This is a genomic window from Streptomyces sp. NBC_00210 (assembly GCF_045160975.1).
GTDB lineage: Bacteria > Actinomycetota > Actinomycetes > Streptomycetales > Streptomycetaceae > Streptomyces.
In genome coordinates this window covers 8,026,174-8,045,846 of the sequence record NZ_CP108120.1, presented here as the reverse complement: position 1 = coordinate 8,045,846, position 19,673 = coordinate 8,026,174, and the positions used below count along the sequence as shown (strand labels likewise).

The following is a 19,673-nucleotide window of genomic DNA, read 5'->3' as shown; positions in this document are numbered from 1 at the left end:
GCTTGACGCAGCAAGCGCCAAGTGGGTTACTTGACGATGCAAGCATTTTTCCCGGATGGATCAACAGAACGTCACAAGGGGGCTCTCATGACCAGGATCGGGATCATCCTCGGCAGCACCCGCCCCGGACGCAACGAGGAGGCCGTCGCCCGCTGGGTGTACGAGGTCGCCGCGCAGCGCACCGACGCGGAGTTCGAGCTGGTAGACCTGCTCGACTACAAGCTCCCCCACCTCGACGAGGTGTATCCGCCGTCGATGGGCCAGTACATGCAGCCGCACACCCTGAGCTGGGCGAACAAGATCGCCTCGTTCGACGGCTACGTGATGGTGACGCCGGAGTACAACCACTCCACCTCCGGCGCGCTGAAGAACGCCATCGACTTCCTCTACGCCGAGTGGAACAACAAGGCCGTCGGGTTTGTCAGCTACGGCTCGGCCGGCGGCACCCGCGCCGTGGAGCATCTGCGCCTGATAGCCGCCGAACTCCAAATGGCCGATGTGCGCGCCCAGGTCGCGCTGTCCCTGTTCACCGACTTCGAGAACTACAGCGTGTTCAAGCCCGGCGACTTCCAGCGCGAGGCACTCACCACCGTGCTCGACCAGGTCGTGTCGTGGAGCGTGGCGTTGGCCCCGCTGCGCGCCGGCTGAGATCACGCCGATCGTACGGAGGACTCCGAACTGCGCATACCAGCGGGCAATGTCATGCTCGATTGGGCGCCCGCGAGCGGCAGCGGGACGGACATGGCTGCCCTCCTCGGATTGCCGTACTCGTACGTGTGCTCCGTGCGTTTACGAGAATTGAGGAGAGAGCGATGTCTGCATACCGCGCCTTCCAGGTCACGGGCTCCCGGAATTTCGAACTGGTCGATCGCGAGGTGACTGCGCCGCCCGTGGGGCACGTGCGCATCAAGGTGGAGAACTGCGGGGTATGCCACTCGGATGTTCTCGCCGTCGAGGGCATGCGGGAGGATCCGTCTCGGCCTGTTGTGCCGGGGCACGAGCTCGTCGGGGTGATCGACGCAGTCGGGGACGGAGTGAACACCTGGCGGGTCGGTGAGCGGGTGGGCGTCGGCTTCCTGGCCGGCCAGTGCAACGAGTGCGAATTCTGCCGCCGCGGTGACTTCGTCAACTGCACGGATCAGCCCTTGACGGGAAGCAGTGTGGACGGCGGATATGCCGAGATGGTCATCGCAAGGAGCACCGGGTTGGTGCGCATCCCGGAGGCGATGTCCTCCGTGGACGCGGCGCCTCTGCTCTGTGCAGGCCTTACGGTCCTGAGCGCGATCAGGCAGGTCGGCAGTCGCCCGGGTGCCCTCGTGGCGATCCAGGGCATCGGAGGTCTCGGACATCTCGGGGTGCAGTACGCCAACAGGCTCGGCTACCGCGTGGTGGCCATCGCCCGAGGGACGGAAAAGGCGGCACTCGCCAAGCAGTTGGGTGCGGACGAATACATCGACAGCTCCGGCGAAGACCCGGGGACGGCCCTGCAGAACCTGGGCGGCGCCGGCGCCATCGTGGCAACCGCCGCCAGCGGCAGCTCGATGTCACCGCTGCTTCCCGGCCTCGCGCCACGCGGCCGCATGATCGTCGTCGGAGCCGCCACCGATCCCCTCACCGTCTCCACGGGTGACCTCGTCTTCGGAACCCGGACGATCACCGGAAGCCTGACAGGCAGCGCCATCGACAACGAGGACAACCTCGACTTCAGCATGCGTCACAATGTCCGCCCGATGACCGAGGTCTTTCCCTTGGCCGATGCGCCCAAGGCGTACGAACGGATGATGTCCGGAAAGGCCCGGTTCCGCATCGTGCTCGACATGGCGGCCGGCTGATCGGCAGCCGGTGCTGCCGCAGCCCAATGCTGAGTACGTCATGCCAGGTCAGACCCTGCGAAGCCGTACTGGAGCGCTGTTCGGCCGCAATGGCATCCGCGGCCGTGAAGATCTATTATCACGTGAAGGCATTACGCGCCCTGCGGTCGTAGGGAGGCCGGTATGGCGGACGCCGGATTCATACAAGTGGGCCCCGCCTCGCCCTATCTGCCGATCGCCGAGCACGGACTTATCGGCGATCTTCACAGTGCGGCCCTCGTGGGCACCAACGGCACCATCGATTGGTACTGCTGCCCGCGCTTCGACTCACCGAGCGTGTTCGCCTCCATTCTGGACGCGAACCGGGGCGGATCGTTCGAACTGGCCGCCGAGGTGCCGACGCGGACTCGGCAGTTCTACTTTCCTGACACCAACGTCCTCATCACGCGGTTCTTCGCCTCCGACGGGGTGGCCGAGATCCAGGACTTCATGCCGGTCACCGACGACTCGGGCGCGGCGGCCCGGCACCGGCTGATCCGGCGAGTCATCTGCGTCCGGGGCTCGCTTCCGTTCACAGCGCGGGTGGCTCCCCGCTTCGGCTACGGGGCCGAACCGCACACCGCACAGCTGCACGGCAACACTGCACTGTTCCGGTCCCAGAGCCTGCAGTTGGCGCTGACCGCCACGTCGCCGCTGGAGTGCGACGGCCTGGACGTGCGGTCGCGCTTCAAGCTCCTCGAAGGCGAGTCCGCGGTGTTCGCCCTTGACCAGGTCAGCGATGACGTCATCCCGCGCGCCTGCCCCCAGGCCGAGGCGGAGGACGAGTTCGAGACAACAGTCAGGTTCTGGCGCGGCTGGCTGTCCGGCTCGCGCTACCACGGACGGTGGCGGGAGATGGTGCACCGCTCCGCGCTCGTACTGAAGCTGCTCACCTACGCGCCGACCGGTGCGATCGTGGCCGCCCCGACGACCAGCCTGCCCGAGCAGATCGGCGGCGAGCGCAACTGGGACTACCGGTTCGTGTGGGTCCGGGACGCCGCCTTCTGTGTCTACGCCATGCTCAGGCTGGGCTTCACCGGAGAGGCCGAGGCGTTCATGGGCTTCCTGTCCGAGCGGGGCATCATGCGTGGCAGCGGCCCCTCGGGTCCGCTGCAGATCATGTACGGAATCGACGGGCGCGGCGAGCTGCCCGAGCGTGAACTGCCCCACCTCGAGGGCTACCTGGGGTCCGCCCCGGTGCGAGTGGGAAATGCCGCCACCGGCCAGCTCCAGCTGGACATCTACGGAGCACTCATCGACTCCGTGTATCTGTACGACAAGTGGGGACAACCCATCAGCAGTGATCGGTGGGACGAGCTCGGTGTACTGGTGGACTGGCTCTGCGACCACTGGGACCAACCCGACGACGGCGTCTGGGAAACGCGCGGGGGACGCAAGAACTTCGTGTACTCGCGGCTGATGTGCTGGGTGGCGATAGAGCGGGCCATCCGGATGGCGAACCGGCGGGGCCTGCCCGCGGACCTCCCCCGGTGGCGGCAGAGCCGCGATGCGATCTACCGGCAGATCATGCAACGCGGCTGGTCCCCTGGACGAGGGGCGTTCGTTCAGCACCTCGACGACCGCGTACTCGACGCCTCCGTGCTGATGATGCCGATGGCCAAATTCATCTCACCCACCGACCCCAAGTGGCTCGCGACCCTGGACGCACTCACCACGGACCTGGTGTCCGACTCGTTGGTCTACCGCTACGACCCCGAGGCGAGCCCGGACGGCCTCCGCGGGGCCGAGGGCACATTCTCGATCTGCTCGTTCTGGTACGTCGAGGCGCTCGCCCGCGCCGGACGGCTGGAGGAAGCCCGGCTGGCCTTCGAGAAGATGCTCACCTACGCCAACCACGTCGGCCTGTACGCCGAGGAAATCGGACGGACCGGCGAACAGCTGGGCAACTTCCCACAGGCGTTCACCCACCTCTCACTGATCAGCGCCGCGTTCAACCTCGACCGCGCCCTTGGCTGACAGGCCGCCATCGCTGGGCACTGGCCGGATTCGGGACCGGTTGAATGATCAAAGTGGCGGGGGGTTAGCATATGAGCACCGCCTAGCTCGAAAGATAAACCTGTGACTGTCAATGACGACTCGTTCACCAACTGGAACAACCGCGAAGAGATCGCGGAGTCGATGATTCCAATCATCGGGAAGCTGCACCGGGAGCGGGACGTGACGGTCCTGCTTCACAGCCGCTCCTTGGTGAACAAGTCGGTGGTCAGCATCCTCAAGACCCACCGATTCGCCCGGCAGATCGCCGGTGAGGAACTCTCGGTCACCGAGACCCTGCCGTTCCTGCAGGCTCTCACCACGCTCGATCTCGGCCCTTCCCAGATCGACATCGGCATGCTCGCCGCGACGTACAAGAGCGACGAACGCGGTCTCTCGGTGCAGGAGTTCACCGCCGGGGCCGTCGCCGGCGCCACGGGTGCCAACAAGATCGAGCGCCGCGAGGGGCGTGACGTCGTCCTCTACGGCTTCGGCCGCATCGGCCGCCTCGTCGCCCGCCTGCTCATCGAGAAGGCCGGCTCCGGCAACGGCCTGCGACTGCGCGCCATCGTCGTCCGCAAGGGCGGCGACCAGGACATCGTCAAGCGCGCGTCGCTGCTGCGCCGCGACTCCATCCACGGCCAGTTCCAGGGCACGATCTCCGTCGACGAGGCGACCAGCACGATCATCGCCAACGGCAACGAGATCAAGGTGATCTACGCCAACGACCCGTCGGAGGTCGACTACGCGGCGTACGGCATCAAGGACGCCATCCTCATCGACAACACCGGCAAGTGGCGCGACCGCGAGGGCCTGTCGAAGCACCTCCGCCCCGGCATCGACAAGGTCGTCCTGACCGCGCCGGGCAAGGGCGACGTTCCCAACATCGTGCACGGCGTCAACCACGACATGATCAAGCCGGACGAGCAGATCCTGTCCTGCGCGTCCTGCACCACCAACGCGATCGTCCCGCCGCTGAAGGCGATGGCGGACGAGTACGGCGTCCTGCGCGGTCATGTGGAGACCGTCCACTCGTTCACCAACGACCAGAACCTGCTGGACAACTACCACAGCTCCGACCGCCGCGGCCGCTCGGCGCCGCTCAACATGGTCATCACCGAGACCGGTGCCGCCTCCGCGGTCGCCAAGGCGCTGCCCGACCTCAAGGCGCCGATCACCGGCAGCTCGATCCGCGTCCCGGTGCCCGACGTCTCGATCGCGATCCTCAGCCTGCGGCTCGGGCGCGAGACCAACCGCGAGGAGGTCCTCGACTACCTCCGCAACGTGTCGCTGACCTCGCCGCTCAAGCGCCAGATCGACTTCACCACCGCCCCCGACGCAGTCTCGAGCGACTTCATCGGCTCGCGTCACGCCTCGATCGTCGACGCAGGCGCCACCAAGGTGGACAGCGACAACGCGATCCTCTACCTCTGGTACGACAACGAGTTCGGCTACTCCTGCCAGGTCATCCGCGTCGTCCAGCACGTCTCCGGGGTGGAGTACCCGACCTACCCGGCCCCGGTGGTCTGATCTCGGCGGACTGTCCGATCCGGTGTCCCGGCGGGCAGGGCGGCTGTGGGGCGGCAACCGATCCCGCTCGGTATCCGGTTGCTCTCCCACCCGCCGGCCGCCGGCCGGACTGCGACCACCTGCCACAGATGCCACTCGGTACCGTGCGGGCGGCGCGGCTCTACTGCACGATCCGGCCGCGTTGTGCGGCGGCGCCCTCGGCTCTCAGTTCACCGCTTTCTTCACGAGCGCGCCGATCCTTGCCTCGTCGGTAGCGGTCAGCTCCTTCAGGGCGTACGAGGTCGCCCACATGGCGCCTTCGTCGAGGTTCGCCTTGTCGCTGAAGCCGAGCGTCGCGTACCTCGTTTTGAACTTCTGTGCGCTCTGGAAGAAGCAGACGACCTTGCCTTCCTTGGCGTACGCGGGCATCCCGTACCAGAGCTTCGGCGAGAGGTCCGGCGCACTTGCCTTGATGACCGCGTGGAGCCGTTCGGCCATGACCCGGTCCGAGTCCGGCATCTCGGCGATCTTCGCGAGCACGGCGGCTTCATCCTCTGCTGCCTTGTTGGCGCGCGATCCGCGGCGCGCGGACGCCTTCAGTTCCTGGGCGCGCTCCTTCATCGCGCCTCGTTCCTCGTCCGTGAATCTCTCGGATGTCCTGTCGGTCGCGGTGGTGCTCTTGGCGGGCTTCTGCGTGTCCTTCATTGCGGGTTTCCTCCCGGTACGTTGCTTGATGGATAGCGTCGTCATGCCAGGGAACGGCCGCGGCGGTGGCTCCTGGGAAACTGACGTTCATGATGCCTGTCGGTGTGTCCGTGTGAGCCGGTGGCGGGGCGGTGATGAAGCCGAGGAGCCGTCCCCGGCCAGCGGGTCCGTGCCCGCCGGCCGGGGTCGGCGCCCGTCATCCCCACGCGCCGGCGATCTGGCGGGTCGTGGCGTTGAGCCGGTTGAACAGGTTGGTGACGCCGATCATCAGGATGATCGCGGCCAGCTGCTTCTCGTCGAAGTAGGTGGCGGCCGTGTCCCAGACCTCGTCGCTCACCGGGTCGGGGCGGTCGGCCAGCCGCGTCGCGGCCTCGGCCAGCGCGAGGGCTGCCCGCTCCTCGTCGGTGAAGTACGGTGCCTCCCGCCAGGCGGCGACCGCGGCCAGCCGCTCGTCGCTCACTCCGGCCTTGCGGGCCGACTTCGCGCCGCCGTCGACGCAGGCGCTGCAGCCGTTGATCTGGCTGACCCGCAGATGCACCAGCTCCAGCGTCTGCCCGTCCACCCCACCGGAGTGCACGGCCTTGAAGAGCGTCTGGATGGACGGCATCGCGTCGGGCAGGACGACGGCGGGGTTCTGCATACGGGACTGCATATCGGTTTGCTCCTCGTTCCGGGTCGGTGCCCCGTTCCTTCGGGGCGTGGGTCCATATCAGCCGGATCCGCTCGCCACGACCACGGCGGTGGGACACCGTGGGACAGCTGAAACAGCCTTGAGCAGCGGCGACTTGGCCCGGTAGGTTTCTGCCGGAACGGGACACGGGGGGCACCTGATGGATGTGCGACAGGGGACGGCGAAGGCCGACCCGCAGAACGAGCTGGCCGCCCGGCTGCGCCTGCTCCAGGAACTGTCCGGGCTCGGCGTACGCGCCCTCGCCCGGGACACCGGTCTCAGCTCCTCGTCGCTGTCGCGCTACCTCAGCGGCCAGACCGTGCCGCCCTGGCCCGCGGTGATCGCCCTCTGCCGCCTCGTCAAGCGCGACCCCCGCCCACTGCGCCCCCTGTGGGAGCGGTCCTCCAACCCTCTCCCGGCGCCCCCGAAGTCCAGCCGCCAGGGCCGGCCGAGGCCCCGCAACGATCTGCCGCGCGACGTGCCCGACTTCACCGGGCGCGAGGCCCAGCTCGCCGCCGTACTCACCGCGGTGGACAGCCACCGGGTGGTCGCCGTCGACGGCATGGCCGGTGTCGGCAAGACCTGTCTGGCGATGCACGCCGCGCACCGGCTCGCCGCCGATTACCCGGACGCCCAGCTCTATGTGGACCTGCACGGGTTCACCGAGGGCCGGGAACCGCTCGATCCCGACTCCGCGCTGCGGATGCTGCTCGCCGCGCTCGACGTCCCGTCCGAAAGGGTCCCGCAGGAGGGCGTCGAACAGCTCGCCGCCTGCTGGCGGTCGGAACTGGCCCGCCGACGGGCCGTCGTGGTCCTCGACAACGCCGCCGACGCCGACCAGGTCCGCCCGCTGCTGCCCGGCGCCGGCCCCTCCGTCGCCCTGATCACCAGCCGCAACCGGCTCCTCGGCCTGGACGAGGTGCCCCCGGTGTCACTGGACGTGCTGAGCCCACAGGAGAGCGCAGAGCTGCTGGCCCGTGCCAGCGGCGAGGCCGGCGGGCCCGACGGCCGGCTGGCCCGCGAGCCGGAGTCCGCCGCCGAGGTGCTGCGGCTGTGCGGGCATCTGCCGCTGGCCCTGCGGCTGGCCGCGGCCCGGCTGCGGCACCGGCCGGGCTGGACTGTGGGCATCCTCGTCGAGCGGATGGCGCAGGGCGCGAGCGAGTTCGACACCGCGTTCGCCATGTCCGTGCGGCAGTTGGACCGGACCCAGGCGCGCCTGTTCCGGATGCTGGGCCTGCTTCCCGGGGCGTACTTCGACGAGTACGTGGCGGCGGCGCTGGCGGACGTGCCGCTGCGCAGCGCCCGGGCGATGCTGGAGGACCTGCTCGACGCGCACCTTGTCCAGCAGCCGACGGCTGGCCGCTACCGGCTGCACGACCTGGTGCACCAGCACGCGCGCCGGGCCGGCGCGGAGCAGGACTCGCAGGCCGAGCGGGAACGGGCACTGGGCCGCTTTCTCGACTACTACGTGCACGCGGCGGCCGCCGCCGACGCCGCGATGCCGTTCCTGTCGCCCGGCCGGCCGGCCTCCGCAGGTCGGCCCCCGGCCGAGCTGCCGCGGTTCGCGGACAAGAACGCGGCCTTTGCCTGGCTCGTCACGGAGTACGTGAACCTGGTGGCCGCCTTCGAGACGGCGGTCGCCGTCGGGGCCGATGTGCATGTGTGCGAGCTGCCGCGCTTCCTGCGGGCGTACTTCGCGCGGCGCTGCGGCACGACGCATCTCAACGCCCTCTTCGAGCGGTCACTGGCCGCCGCCGAGCGCCTGGGCGATCCGCTGCAACTGGCCGAGGCGCACAGCGACCTGGGCTTCGCGCGCTACAACGCGGGCCGGATGGCGGAGGCCGCCGCCGCGTACGAGGCGGCGGAACTGCGGTTGTCCCAGGCGGGAGACATGGGGTCGGAAGCCGAACTCGCCATGCGTCGCGGCTATCTGAAGTGGGATGAGGGGCATGTCGAGGAGCCGCTCGAACTCTTCAGGCTGGCGGGGAAGTTGTATGAGGAAGCCGGTTGCCCGACCGGCGCGGCCCATGCGGCCGCGTCGGAGGCTTGGGCGATGCTGCAGCTGGGACACCGCGATCAGGCGGCGCAGCGGGCCCGGGAGGTGCTGGGCCTCCCACACGCCGACCCCACAGGGCCGCCCATGCTGACGGCTCGGATCACCCTCGGCGTGGCCATCGCCCACGAGGAACCCGACGAGGCGGTGGAGCACCTGCATCAGGCGCTGGCGCTGGCCCGCGAGGACGGGCACATGCACAACGAGGCGTGGTGCCTCAACTGCCTGGGCGTCGCGCTTCGGCAGATGGGCCGGTACGAGGAGGCACTGGCCAGTCATCGGAAGGCGTTCGCGCTGCTGGACGAGCTGTTCGAGGATCATTGGAAGATCCGTTTCCTCAACGGCTATGGCGAGACCTGCCGGCTCGCAGGCCTGCCCGAGGAGGCCCTGCGGCTGCACCGGCAGGCGCTGGAGCTGGCCCCGAGGCTGGGATACCGGTACGAGGAAGCGCTGGCCCACGAGGGGATCGCGATCGTGCTCGACGAGACGGATCCGACTGCAGCCGCCGAGCACCGTGCGGCGGGGCAGGCCGTCCTGCAGGAGTTCAACCCCGGGGCTCACTGACCGTGCCGGAATGGCATGGGCCTAAGGCGGCGGCGCGGCTCGGCGACGCGTGCGACCGAGGTCCCAGGCGTGTGACGAAGATTCGTAGTTGGCACTCACTAACGTCCCCGATCTGCAGTGATGCCAACCACGTTCAGTAACTCATAGCCAGGAATCAGAAGCCTACTTGGCACATTGGTACACGATCGACGCAGGCATGATGGTCATGTCTGCGGACACACAAACGGCCCTGCGATGCAGGTACGCATCACACTGAAAGCTGTCCGCCCTGGCCCCCGAAGTGGTCGCAGAATCGGCCTGGCGGCGGGATACCCGATGCCGGAACGGTCACCTGCTCCGACGCGGGTGTTCGGTCACGACCATGTCGACGTCGAAGCGAACGCTGCTTAGCAGCGGACAACCGGACTCCAAGGTCGCCTTCAAGGAGTTCGACGGCGACCTGCGCGGGAATCCTGACCGACAGGGTCTGCACAGCAATCAGGTCGTCGGCGGTCACTACGTTCGCGACCGCCTGACAGTCCCCTCCGCCGGCCAGATGCTCGAAACGACTACCCGTGAACGGCACTGCTTCATCGAGCAGGCCGGTGCCGAAGTAGCATCGGAGATCGGATACGGCCTGATCAGAGGTGATGAGGCTGTTCAGGCGGTGAGCGAGCGGCGCCCGTGCCGTCCATCTTCTGGGACTCCACGACGTGGTCGAAGCCGTCATACACGCTTCGCGAGATGATCTTTCCGCCTGAGGTGACCGACTCCTGGCGGCCGAACGGAGTACGCGGCCTGGTCACGGGCCACCGGAGGCGGAGCGGACCAGCCTGACGCACTCGGGGCCCGCCTCCTGACGGAAGCAGGCCCCGACGCAATCATCCGCTATGGGTCAACCCTTGCGCTCAAGGGTCCCTGAGCATTTCGAGCACTCTTATCCGACGGAAACCACCGGTTCGGGCCCCGGAAAGTTCGGAGGGAGCCCATGCGGTTCGGCCGTCCCAGAGCACAACCAGGCGAGATAGCTCGAGAGGCTGCCCTCGTAGTGGAACCAGTCGTCATTCCGCCCAGCCACAACGACTGTCCATTCGTTGGGCTGCCCTTCCGTACGCCAGTAGAACTCGTCCCCGTCTATCGAGCTGCCCCACGGCAGCAAACCTCCCGATTCCGGGAACGCAGGGTAGCCGCCGAGCATTTCCTTCTGTGCCATATCCTCGGCACCGGCGAGATCCTCTCTCGCCCCCTCGACGAATTCCGCTTCGCCTCCTGGGGCCGGCGACGTCACAAAGAGGAACTGCCCGATCTTCAACCGAGGGTAGGACTCCGCCAAAGCGATGTAGTCGTCCGGCAGCCCAGTCCGCAACCCGTCGAAGAGCACCTGCCAGTCGATGCGCCGTGGAACCTCGAGCCGCTGCGCCACCAGCCCCGGCAGCGCGGCCTCCAGGGATTCGATACTCAACAGCCACCTCCATTTGCGTTCTTGTTTTCTATCCGCACACTGAACAGTTTACGGGTTGGCGTCGATGCCGTCATGGTGATCGCAGTCGGCCGGTCCGCGTTGTTCGGATCACCGTACTCCAGAACTGCACCATAGGTGACAGGTTCCGTGGCGAGGGCTTCCGCCATCCTGTTCTCACACGTCTTCATTCCGCTCACATTGAAGCGCCGGTAACCCGTGAAGATGTTTTCCGGAATGTTTGCCCCGTTGAATCTGTCTCCGATGATGTGAGACCGATTGAAGAGGGGATTTCCTTGTGCGTCCTGCTCACCGACGGGGAACCCCTGCGGAGTGAACACATCTTCTGTGCTGCGCGAGTTCGGAGGCTTGAGGTCGCTGGGACACATAAGGGCTGTCGCCCCTGTAGCGTTCCCGTTCATGAGCGGAAAATACATGTACCGCTCTTCTCTCGGCTGGGAACTGCACCTGATGCGATCCGTCAGGGAGCGGGTGTTCATCTGTCTGCATCCAGCGGAACATGCGAGGGCGTGGAGCGGGTCGTCTCCGTTCCAGATATCTATGACCGTGCTGATTGCCCCGCCCACCAGATTCCGCTTGCCTGCAGTCTTCGCCGTATCCCAAATGCTCCGACTGGCCTGGCTCTCGACCGCCGCGGTGGCCGCCTTGGCGACCGTCTCTTCGGCCTTTTCGAGAACGTCGGTGAACCAGGAGTCGTGCCCGTCGATCTCAATGCGGTTGATGGGATTGCCGCCGGTGAAGGCATACCGGTTTCCGGTGTACGGGTCGGTTCCGAGCCCCATGTCGGCGAGTGCGCCGTTGTACATGTCCCGGGTGGTGAAGCGGTTCAAGCCCGGGTCGTAGTCGCGGAAGCCCATGTCGTACGTGCCGGAGCCGGCGTCCCAGCGCTTGGCGTTGAACCGATAGGGGTTGTAGTCCTCCTTGGTGGGGTCGTTGGTGTCGGGCTTGTCGATTCCGGTGAATTCCGAGTCGTCGCTGTTGCCGTAGGCGGTGTAGCCGTAGGTGGCCTTGGTGTCGCCGTTCTTGTCGGTCAGCGTTTCGACGTCAGCGTGGTTGTTGTAGCCGTAGTAGCCGTCCTCACTCGTCCCGTCCGTGTTGTGCTTGATCTGGGAGAGGCGTTCGCCCCACGGGCTGTACTGGTAGGACTTGGTCAGCTCGCTGCCGACCTTCTCGTCCAGCACCTCCCCCGACATACCGAGGTAGTTGAAGTCCGTGATCTTGCCGTCGGCCGTCTTGGAGGCGGTGCGGTCCAGTGGGTCGAAGGTGTACTTCGTCGACTTCAACGCACCCGCGTCGTCGGCCTTCTGGGACTCGACGACGTGGTCGAAGCCGTCGTACACGCTCCGCTCGATGACCTTCCCGCCGCTGGTCGTGGACTCCGCCCGGCCGAAGGGGTCGTAGGTGTAGTTCGCCGTGGGGCCGCCGGCCACCGTGGCCGACTGAAGGCGATTGCGGTCGTAGTTGTAGTTGGTGGTGACGTTCTTGACGGTCTGGCTGATGACGTTGGCGTTGTCGTCGTGGACGTACGACTCCGTGCCCGCGCCCGTGCCGGTCTTGACACTCTTGGCGAGCCGGTCGGCGGGGTCGTAGGTGTAGTCCGTGGTCGAGGAGAGATAGGCGCCGTGGGTGTCGGCGTTCATCTTCTTGGCGACGTCCTGCGCCTTGTTCCCGTTGGGGTCGTAGGCGTAGGTGTGCGAGGCGGCAAGCGTCGTACCGTCGGGCTTCTCCTCCGTCGACGTCTTCAGCGATCCGTCGGCGTAGTAGGTGTAGTCGACGGTGTTCTTGTTGCCCTTGGTCTCCTGGAGCTTCTGACCGCGGTCGGTGTACGTGTACGACGTGACCTTCGGGGCAGCGTCGTCCACGCTCTTGCCGACCGAGACGGTCTTGACCAGCTCGCGCAGGTCGTATGTGTACTTCGAGTACTGGTCGGGGTGGGTGACCGTCTCCGGCTGACCGTCGGCGTCGTAGATGTACGACGTGGCCTTCTTCTCCTGACCGGCGAGCGCCTCGACCACCTTCTGGACCTGGTTGAGGCCGGTGTAGGTGACCGTGTAGGCGTCGATCTTCGCTCCGGACGAGGTGTCGTCGATGGAGGTCAGGTTGCCGTTGAGGTCGTAGGTGTAGGCGAAGTTCTTCCTCTCGTTGTCCGTGTCACCGGAGTTGTTGCGGACCAGTTTGACGCCGTCGGCGACCGCGATGCCCGTGCTGGACTGGTCGAGCTTGAGCTTGCTGTCCTCGCCCTGCTTGAGGGTGTACGTGCCCAGGCTGACCCAGGTGCCGGTGTTCGCCGTCTGGTCCTTGGTGACGGGCGTCTCACTGGTGGTGCCGTGGGTGAGCGTGTACTTCGCGCTCGTGGTGGCACCGGTCACCTTCGGGTACTTCACGTATGCCGTGTAGGAGCCGTCGGCGGGGGTGTTCAGCGTCCATGTGAAGGCGTCGGTGCCCGAACCGACAGCGTGCGTGGCGTGGTTGTAGCCCTGCTGGCCGGTGATGTCTCCCTTGGCCCAAGTGCCGGTGGAGGAGGTGTTCTGAGTGTCGGAGTTGTCGGTCAGGACCACGCTCTGGCCGACCGGGACTCCGTCGTCCGCTCTCGACTTCAGCGAGCCGTCCGGGTAGTAGGACCACGTCATGGTCCGGTTCGAGGAGCCGTCCGCGGCCGAGATGGTGCGCGCCTTCTGCTTCCCGGTGTCGGTGTAGTCGTAGTCGGTGACGATCGACCACGGGTCGGTGGACTTCTTCACCCAGCCGTTGTCGTAGTACTCGTAGGTGGAGTCGTTGCGGACCGTCTCGCCGTCCGAGGGCGGCAGCGACGTCGTCTTGACCCGGCCCACCTCGTCGTAGTCGGTGCGGGTGTAGACGTTGTTCTTGTTGTAGCGGGCGTCCGCCGGGTCGTAGGGCTGGTACTGCTTGACGGGGCGGTTCAGCGCGTCGTACTCGGTGCGGGAGGCGAATGCCTCCGTCGAGCCGGCCGCCGTGCCCCGCGGAGTGATGACCTTGGTGACGTTGCCGACCTGGTCGTACTCGTACTTGGTCGAACGCGTCTTGCTGCCGTCGTAGGGGGCCTTGACCTCGGTCTGCTTGCCCCGTGCGTCGTAGACGACGGTGGTGGTGTTGTTCTCCTTGTCCGTGCTCGTGACGGTCAGACCGTCCTTGTCGTAGGACTGCTGCGTGTACTTGCCGGCCGAGTCGGTGACCTTCACCGGGCGGTGGTTCAGGTCGTAGTCCGTCTTTGACGAGAAGTCGCCGGTGTCCGCGGTCGCGTTCTTCTTCGGGTCGACGACCGTGGTGGCGTTGCCGACGTTGTCGTAGACGTAGGAGACCTTGTCGCCGTTCGCGTTGGTCACATCGGTCAGCTGATAGATGGTGTCGTAGGTGTTGGTGGTGACGTAGTCGGTGGCGTCCGAGGTCGCCGTGCCCTTGGGCTCGGTCGTCGTCTTCAGGTTGCCGACCTTGTCGTACGTGTACGACGTCGCCCGCGCGGCCGTGTTGTTGTTGGCCGGGGCCGTCGCCGAGGTGACCTCGTCCGCGTTGTCGTACACCCCGGTGGAGACGGCTCCGTCGGGTGCGGTCGCCTTGGTGACGTTGTCGTTGGCGTCGTACTCGGGAGCCGGGGTGGTGAGGTCCACGCCCGTGCTCTTCGGCGTGGTGCCCGCCATCAGACGGCCGAAGACGTCGTAGTTCTGCGTCGTCTTCTTGCCGAGTGCGTCCGTGACCTGCTTCACCCGGCCGCGCTCGTCGTAGACGTACGTTGTCGACTCGTTCAGGGCGTCGGTGATGGTGTTCGGGTAGCCCGTCGGCCCGAAGTCGCTGTAGATCGTGGAGTGCTGGTTGGCGTCAGCGGCCTTGGTGAGTTGACCGTAGGAGTCGTAGGTGTACGACGTCGTGTAGTCACCAGCCGTCGACGACTCGACACCCTTGGGATCGGTGACCGTCTTCAGGTTCCCGAACGAGTCGTACCCGAACTGCCAGGCGCGGCCCTCCGGGGAGGTCTTCTTGATCATGTCGGCGGAGTAACCGTCGAGACGCGTCTGATACTCGTACTTGGTGGCGTTGGCCGGGTAGACGCCCGGTGCGCAGTCGGAGCCTGCTGGCACTCCCGCCTTGTTGTTCTCGGCGTCGCGTTGCCAGAGCGGGTAGCCGGTCTTCTGGTCGTAGCAGTACGCGGTCTTGGCGCCGTTGCCCTCCTCCAGATAGGTGACGTTGTTGTCCGCGTCCCACGACATCTTCGTGGTCTGAGACTTGGCGTTGGTGGCCTGGACCGGTCGGAAAAAGTCGTCCGTGACCTGGGTCGTGGCGTGGTTCTCGGCGTCGGTGACCTTGGTGTCGGTGAACTTGGTGTTTGTGGCGTTCACGGCGTACGTGAAACCGGTGGAACCCTGCAGACGGTCAGTGATCGTCTTGGTCCACCAGTGGTACTTCGGGTCGTCGCCGGTCTGGGGCGCGTAGTACGCCATGTTCGTCGCGTTGCCGCGCGGGTCGGTCGCCTTGACCAGCTTGACGTTCTTGTTGCCCTGAGTGGCGTCGTAGGTGAACTTGAAGTTCTTCGGCTGGGTGGAGCCGTCGCCGTCGGTGATCTGACCGAGCAGGCCCTTGTCGGTGTAGTAGAAGGAGACCTTGCGGCCCGAGATGTCCGTCATGGACTTCACGTGGTCGTAGATCTTGGAGTTGTTCAGGCTGGTGCCGGAGACCTTCGCTCCGGTGGCGTCGATGTAGTCGTAGGTCGCGTCACCCTTGTTGTAGTAGGTGACGGTGAGGGACTGCCGACCCGCGGGATCCGTGATGTATTTGAGGAACTTGGTCGGCTTGTTGTTGGACTTGCGCTCCTCGTACGTGTACGTCTGCGTGTTGCCGTTCTTGTCGATCGCGGACGTCATGTAACCGTCGCAGCCGAACAGGAAGCGAGTCCCGTCCGGCCGGGTCAGCGTCCAGGCGTCCGGAACCGGGTCCTTGGTCGGCTGGCAGTCCAGGCCCGACTTCATCGTGACCTTGTAGTGGACACCCGCCGGAGCCTTCCACGAGCCGTCGGGCTGCTTGCTGAAGACGTGCGTGGTGCCGTCACCGTCCGGCAGCTTGATCTCCGTCGGGTTGGGGTTCGGGTGGAAGTCCAGCGGAGCGCCGAGCCGGATCGGCCCCGCAGCCTGGAACGACCAGCCGTGTCCGGCGACGGTGTCGCTGGTGTCCAGCGAGTTGTACGCGAACCGGGCGAAGGTGCTCAGGCCCCGGCCCGGGTTGGTGAACGCGTTGTAGGACCAGACGCTGTTACCGGCCGCCAGGTTGTTCATGACCGTGGAGCCGGCGCCGGTGTTCTTGCCGGTGTAGGAGTAGAACTTCTCCAGGCCCAGGCTGTTGGAGGTCGGGTCCTCCACCGCCACGTTCTGCTTCAGCGACGGAATAGCGCCCGTCCCGGCCGACAGCCAGCTGCCGTCCGAGATCTTGCGGACGTCCCAGCCCAGCACGTACTCGGTGCGCTTGGAGCCGTTGTCCGAGTTGATGGGCGTCTTGACCTGCGCCTGGATCGTGGCCGACTTGCCCGGCAGCAGCGCCGGGATCGCCGTCGACAGCTGGTTGCCGCCGTTGGTCATGTCCGTGCCGTCGGGCAGCTTCCAGGTGTACGACAGCTGCCGCTCACCGGCGGCCCACGCGGTCGCGGTGGTGTTGGTGACCGTGAAGTCCACCGTGTACGTGGAGTTCGGCGTCATCCGGGCCGGGGTGGTCGGCGCGTAGTACGTGTCCTCCGTGGTGGAGTCGACGTAGATGACCTGCATGTACGGGCGCAGCTGCGGGTCGGAGGCCTCCGACGACAGGAACAGGGTGCGTTCCTGCGGGCCGGTGGTGGTCTCGTCCTTCAGCTTGACCGCGACGCCCTTGTTGTTGGCGGGCGTCTTGACCCAGGACTGCATCAGGCCGGTGGCGTCCCACCAGTGGCGGCCGACCTCGTCGGTGATCTGCGGGACGGTGTCCGCGACGGTGGCGGACATGTCGCCGCCCGGGGTGGTCCACGGCGTCGTCGAGGTCGCGTTGTTCCAGGTGGCCTGGGTCTCGGTGAAGTCCCGGGTCAGCGCGTGGAGCTCGTAGATCGCACCGTTGGTCGTGCTGGTGGTCTCCGCTCCCCACATGTACATCTTGTTCTCCAGCACCGTGGCGGTGGTGGGGATCGAGCTGGTGGGGAACTTCAGCACGGCGCGCGTCTTGCCGTACGTGGTGGAGTTGTTGCCGACGCTCAGCCAGGTCTGGCCGACACCCAAGGACTGGATGGCGTCCTGGTTGGTGGTCGGCTGCTGCGAGGACAGCGTGGTGTCCGTCTGACCCGCCTGGATGATCTTCATCGTCCGGCCGGCCTTCGGGATGCCCACCACCCGGGTCGGCGACCCGAGCAGCTCACCGCCCTTCGTCTTGACGGCGAGCTGGTAGAAGTACGACTTCCCGATCTCGCTGGAGCTGGAGTCCGGGGTCGGCACCGCGGTGGTGTCCGTGTACGCGGTCACGGTGGAGGCGATCGGCGCCACGAGGGTTGCCGCGGAGGGCGTGAAGACCTGCTGCGTGGAGCGGTGCAGCTGGTACTCGGCGATCGCGTCGTTCGCCGCGCCGCTGGTGTTGACGTACGCCGGCCACGACAGCTCGGGGCCCGTGCCGTGCACCACGGTCGGCGAGTCCAGCGCGGTGCCGACCTTGCCGTAGGTGACGGTCAGCCGCGGAATGGTCGAGGTCTCGCCGCCGTAGTCGCCGTCCCCCGCCTCGTAGCGCGGACCACCGGTCAGCGTGCCAGCCAGGGTGTCGTCCTTGGCCTGCAGCACGAACCCGTAGTTGGGATTGACCCCGGACACCCAGCGCTGGACGGTGTCGGTGACCGGGAAGTCGTGCCACTGGTTGTACTTGCCGACCGGCTTCACGATCTGCGCCGGGTTCACCAGCCGGACCGAGTCCGCCAGCGTCCGCGTCGTGGAGCTGCCGGTGTCGCCCAGGACGACCTTGCCGGTGTTGCCCTTGACGAAGCTGTACTCAGCGGCATCCAGGGTCTTCCAGACCCCGCCCGTCCCGGTCTGGTTGACCGTGTAGTTCTTCGTGCCACCGTTGTAGTTCACGGTGTACGGAGCCGCCGTGGCCGCATCCGCAGCCGCCGGGTAGTGCACATCCACCCGGTAGGTGTCGGTCTCCGCCACCTGCGGCTGCCAGCTGTACGTCTCGCCCGTCAGCGCGTTCTTGTTGTACGCGAAGTCGTCGTACGTCGCGGCGCCACCGGTCGTGGTGCCACCGGGCCACTCGCCGACCGCCGCCGTCCCCACAGCACCGTCATCGATCATGACGGTCGTGGCGGACAACTCACCCACCAGCGCACTGGTGTTGGACCAGGTCGCCGTCGACTCGTCCCACGCACCCGTCGCCCGGTGCGCCTCCAGCGTCACCGCGTTGCCGTTCGTGGTGTGCGCCTGGTCGTAGTACATCCCCAGCCGCGCCGCATCGACCTTCACACCCGCCGGGATCTCACTCAGCGGGAACTGAATCAGCGAGCGCGCGATACCCGTGTCCGTCTTGCCCGCCGACAGCTTCCAGGTGGTGTTGAAGTTCGTCGACGGCTGGTCGGACAGGACCATCGTGTCCTGCGAGGTGGCCGCGTTCGGCGCGACAGTGATCGTCGGGTCGATCACCACCGGGTACTGGCGTTCCTTCGCCGCCAGCCACTTGGCGTCCGGCGCAAGGGTCAGCTTCCAGTTCTTCCCGTCGCGGGTGAGCTTCTGGCTGACCTTGGTGGAGTACGTACCGCCCGTCGGCGACAGGGGCGCCTTCTTGGCGTCCGTCATGTACGGAGCGGGAATCACCAGGACCGGCGTGCCCGGCGCCTCACCGTAGAAGGCGACCGAGCCGTCCTTGCGCGCCTTCGGCGTCAGACCCTCGGCATCCAGCGTGAAGGTGAACGACACCGGTCCCGCCGGGCGCTCAGCCAGGACGATGTTCTCCTTCACCTGCCCCCGGCCGACCTTGTACTGCAGATCCGCGCCCGACGCGGCGTGCTTGTACGTGACCGTGTCGCCGTCGGCCTGCGGCTTCAGGCTCTTGGCGGCCGCGCCCGTCAGGCCCATGCTGATGGCCCCGCCGCCCGCGGACTCGAAGCGCAGCAGCTTGTCCGGATCAGAACCGAACCAGCTCCGGCCGGTGTTGGCCGTGTTCGCGAAGTCGAAGCCCTTGTCCTCGATGGCGCGCACCGCGGTGTCGATCGGCTTCCAGGACTTCCCGGACCTGTACGAGACCGGAACGGCCGACAGCTCGGCCTCCACCCGGCCGTCCGACAGCTCGAAGAACCGCGCCTGCGATGTGCGCCGCTCGGTCAGCTCCTTGACCCGCTTGGCCTTCGGAAGCTTCTCGCCCTTCGGCAGCTTCTCGCGGCTCGGTATCTCAAGCTTCCCGCCGACCGGCGGCTTGTCCGCCTCCTCGTCGTCGTCGGAGAACCAGCCCTTGACGGTGTCAACGATCCCCTTACCGCCGTCATCCGACGACGACGCCGGGGCCGCATAAGCGACCTGCGGCAGCAGCGTTCCCGCCACCGCCGACACGACCAGACAGGAGATATATCTCCCGTACGGAACTTTCACCTCAATGCCCTTCCGCATCGGCGATGCCAATTCGCCGCATGCGAAATCGGCACGCCGAATGGGCCCGCTCGGAAATTTCCGAGCTGGCTTGACTCTCTGCGTCACAACAAAAAAGTGGCAAGGCCACGGACGTAGCGAGGGTGATTATTAGTCACATGCCTGACCCTGCGTCAACCACACAGACATACAGGACAGTTGGTCATCTGAAACGAGCGTCGATTCGCCCCCTTTCTCCGATCGCTGGCGTCTGACGGAGCGAATGAGATATAACCGCCCAGTT

10 protein-coding genes are annotated in these 19,673 nt (G+C 66.5%); 5 read left to right on the top strand and 5 right to left on the bottom strand.

The features are described from left to right. Nucleotides 1-87: 87 nt before the first annotated feature. The 4 genes from OG729_RS36200 to OG729_RS36185 all read left to right on the top strand — a co-directional run bounded on the left by OG729_RS36200 (nucleotide 88) and on the right by OG729_RS36185 (nucleotide 5,375). Nucleotides 88-648: an NADPH-dependent FMN reductase gene (locus OG729_RS36200; protein WP_405810227.1), complete on the top strand. Its 561-nt coding sequence runs from the start codon at nucleotides 88-90 to the stop codon at nucleotides 646-648. Between the two features lie 164 nt (nucleotides 649-812). Next, a complete protein-coding gene (locus OG729_RS36195; RefSeq protein WP_405810225.1) occupies nucleotides 813-1,832 on the top strand; it encodes an alcohol dehydrogenase in 1,020 nt (339 codons plus the stop codon). Between the two features lie 162 nt (nucleotides 1,833-1,994). Further along, entirely contained in the window at nucleotides 1,995-3,827 is a 1,833-nt protein-coding gene (locus tag OG729_RS36190) for a glycoside hydrolase family 15 protein (protein ID WP_405810224.1), read from the top strand. A 102-nt stretch (nucleotides 3,828-3,929) separates the two neighbouring features. Then, entirely contained in the window at nucleotides 3,930-5,375 is a 1,446-nt protein-coding gene (locus tag OG729_RS36185; protein ID WP_405810222.1) for a glyceraldehyde-3-phosphate dehydrogenase, read from the top strand. Between the two features lie 204 nt (nucleotides 5,376-5,579). On the opposite strand, the gene OG729_RS36180 is transcribed toward OG729_RS36185, so the two are convergent. Both OG729_RS36180 and OG729_RS36175 read right to left on the bottom strand, forming a co-directional pair. Continuing rightward, nucleotides 5,580-6,059 carry a DUF1801 domain-containing protein gene (locus OG729_RS36180; RefSeq protein ID WP_360868468.1) on the bottom strand — a complete coding sequence of 160 codons (480 nt, stop codon included), beginning with the start codon at nucleotides 6,057-6,059 and terminating at the stop codon, nucleotides 5,580-5,582. 196 nt (nucleotides 6,060-6,255) lie between these two features. After that, nucleotides 6,256-6,711, bottom strand: coding sequence for a carboxymuconolactone decarboxylase family protein (locus OG729_RS36175; protein ID WP_360868465.1), 456 nt, complete (start codon nucleotides 6,709-6,711; stop codon nucleotides 6,256-6,258). Between the two features lie 178 nt (nucleotides 6,712-6,889). On the opposite strand from OG729_RS36175, the gene OG729_RS36170 reads away from it, so the two are divergent. Further along, nucleotides 6,890-9,346, top strand: a complete 2,457-nt coding sequence (locus tag OG729_RS36170; protein WP_405810221.1) for a tetratricopeptide repeat protein — start codon at nucleotides 6,890-6,892, stop codon at nucleotides 9,344-9,346. A 247-nt stretch (nucleotides 9,347-9,593) separates the two neighbouring features. Here OG729_RS36170 and OG729_RS36165 read toward each other — a convergent pair whose 3' ends face one another. From OG729_RS36165 to OG729_RS36155, 3 genes are all read right to left on the bottom strand, one after another. Beyond that, nucleotides 9,594-10,055: a DUF6308 family protein gene (locus OG729_RS36165; RefSeq protein WP_405810219.1), complete on the bottom strand. Its 462-nt coding sequence runs from the start codon at nucleotides 10,053-10,055 to the stop codon at nucleotides 9,594-9,596. Between the two features lie 207 nt (nucleotides 10,056-10,262). Continuing rightward, complete coding sequence (locus OG729_RS36160; RefSeq protein WP_405810218.1) at nucleotides 10,263-10,787, bottom strand: SMI1/KNR4 family protein; 525 nt, start codon at nucleotides 10,785-10,787, stop codon at nucleotides 10,263-10,265. Next, complete coding sequence (locus tag OG729_RS36155; RefSeq protein WP_405810216.1) at nucleotides 10,784-19,411, bottom strand: DNRLRE domain-containing protein; 8,628 nt, start codon at nucleotides 19,409-19,411, stop codon at nucleotides 10,784-10,786. The genes OG729_RS36160 and OG729_RS36155 overlap by 4 nt, the downstream gene beginning before the upstream one ends. Nucleotides 19,412-19,673: the final 262 nt, after the last annotated feature.

Coding starts and splice junctions, on each gene's coding strand:
- OG729_RS36175 (WP_360868465.1), bottom strand. CDS start 6,711: ATGCAGTCCCGTATGCAGAACCCCGCCGTCGTCCTGCCCGACGCGATG.
- OG729_RS36200 (WP_405810227.1), top strand. CDS start 88: ATGACCAGGATCGGGATCATCCTCGGCAGCACCCGCCCCGGACGCAAC.
- OG729_RS36155 (WP_405810216.1), bottom strand. CDS start 19,411: ATGCGGAAGGGCATTGAGGTGAAAGTTCCGTACGGGAGATATATCTCC.
- OG729_RS36190 (WP_405810224.1), top strand. CDS start 1,995: ATGGCGGACGCCGGATTCATACAAGTGGGCCCCGCCTCGCCCTATCTG.
- OG729_RS36180 (WP_360868468.1), bottom strand. CDS start 6,059: ATGAAGGACACGCAGAAGCCCGCCAAGAGCACCACCGCGACCGACAGG.
- OG729_RS36195 (WP_405810225.1), top strand. CDS start 813: ATGTCTGCATACCGCGCCTTCCAGGTCACGGGCTCCCGGAATTTCGAA.
- OG729_RS36165 (WP_405810219.1), bottom strand. CDS start 10,055: ATGACGGCTTCGACCACGTCGTGGAGTCCCAGAAGATGGACGGCACGG.
- OG729_RS36170 (WP_405810221.1), top strand. CDS start 6,890: ATGGATGTGCGACAGGGGACGGCGAAGGCCGACCCGCAGAACGAGCTG.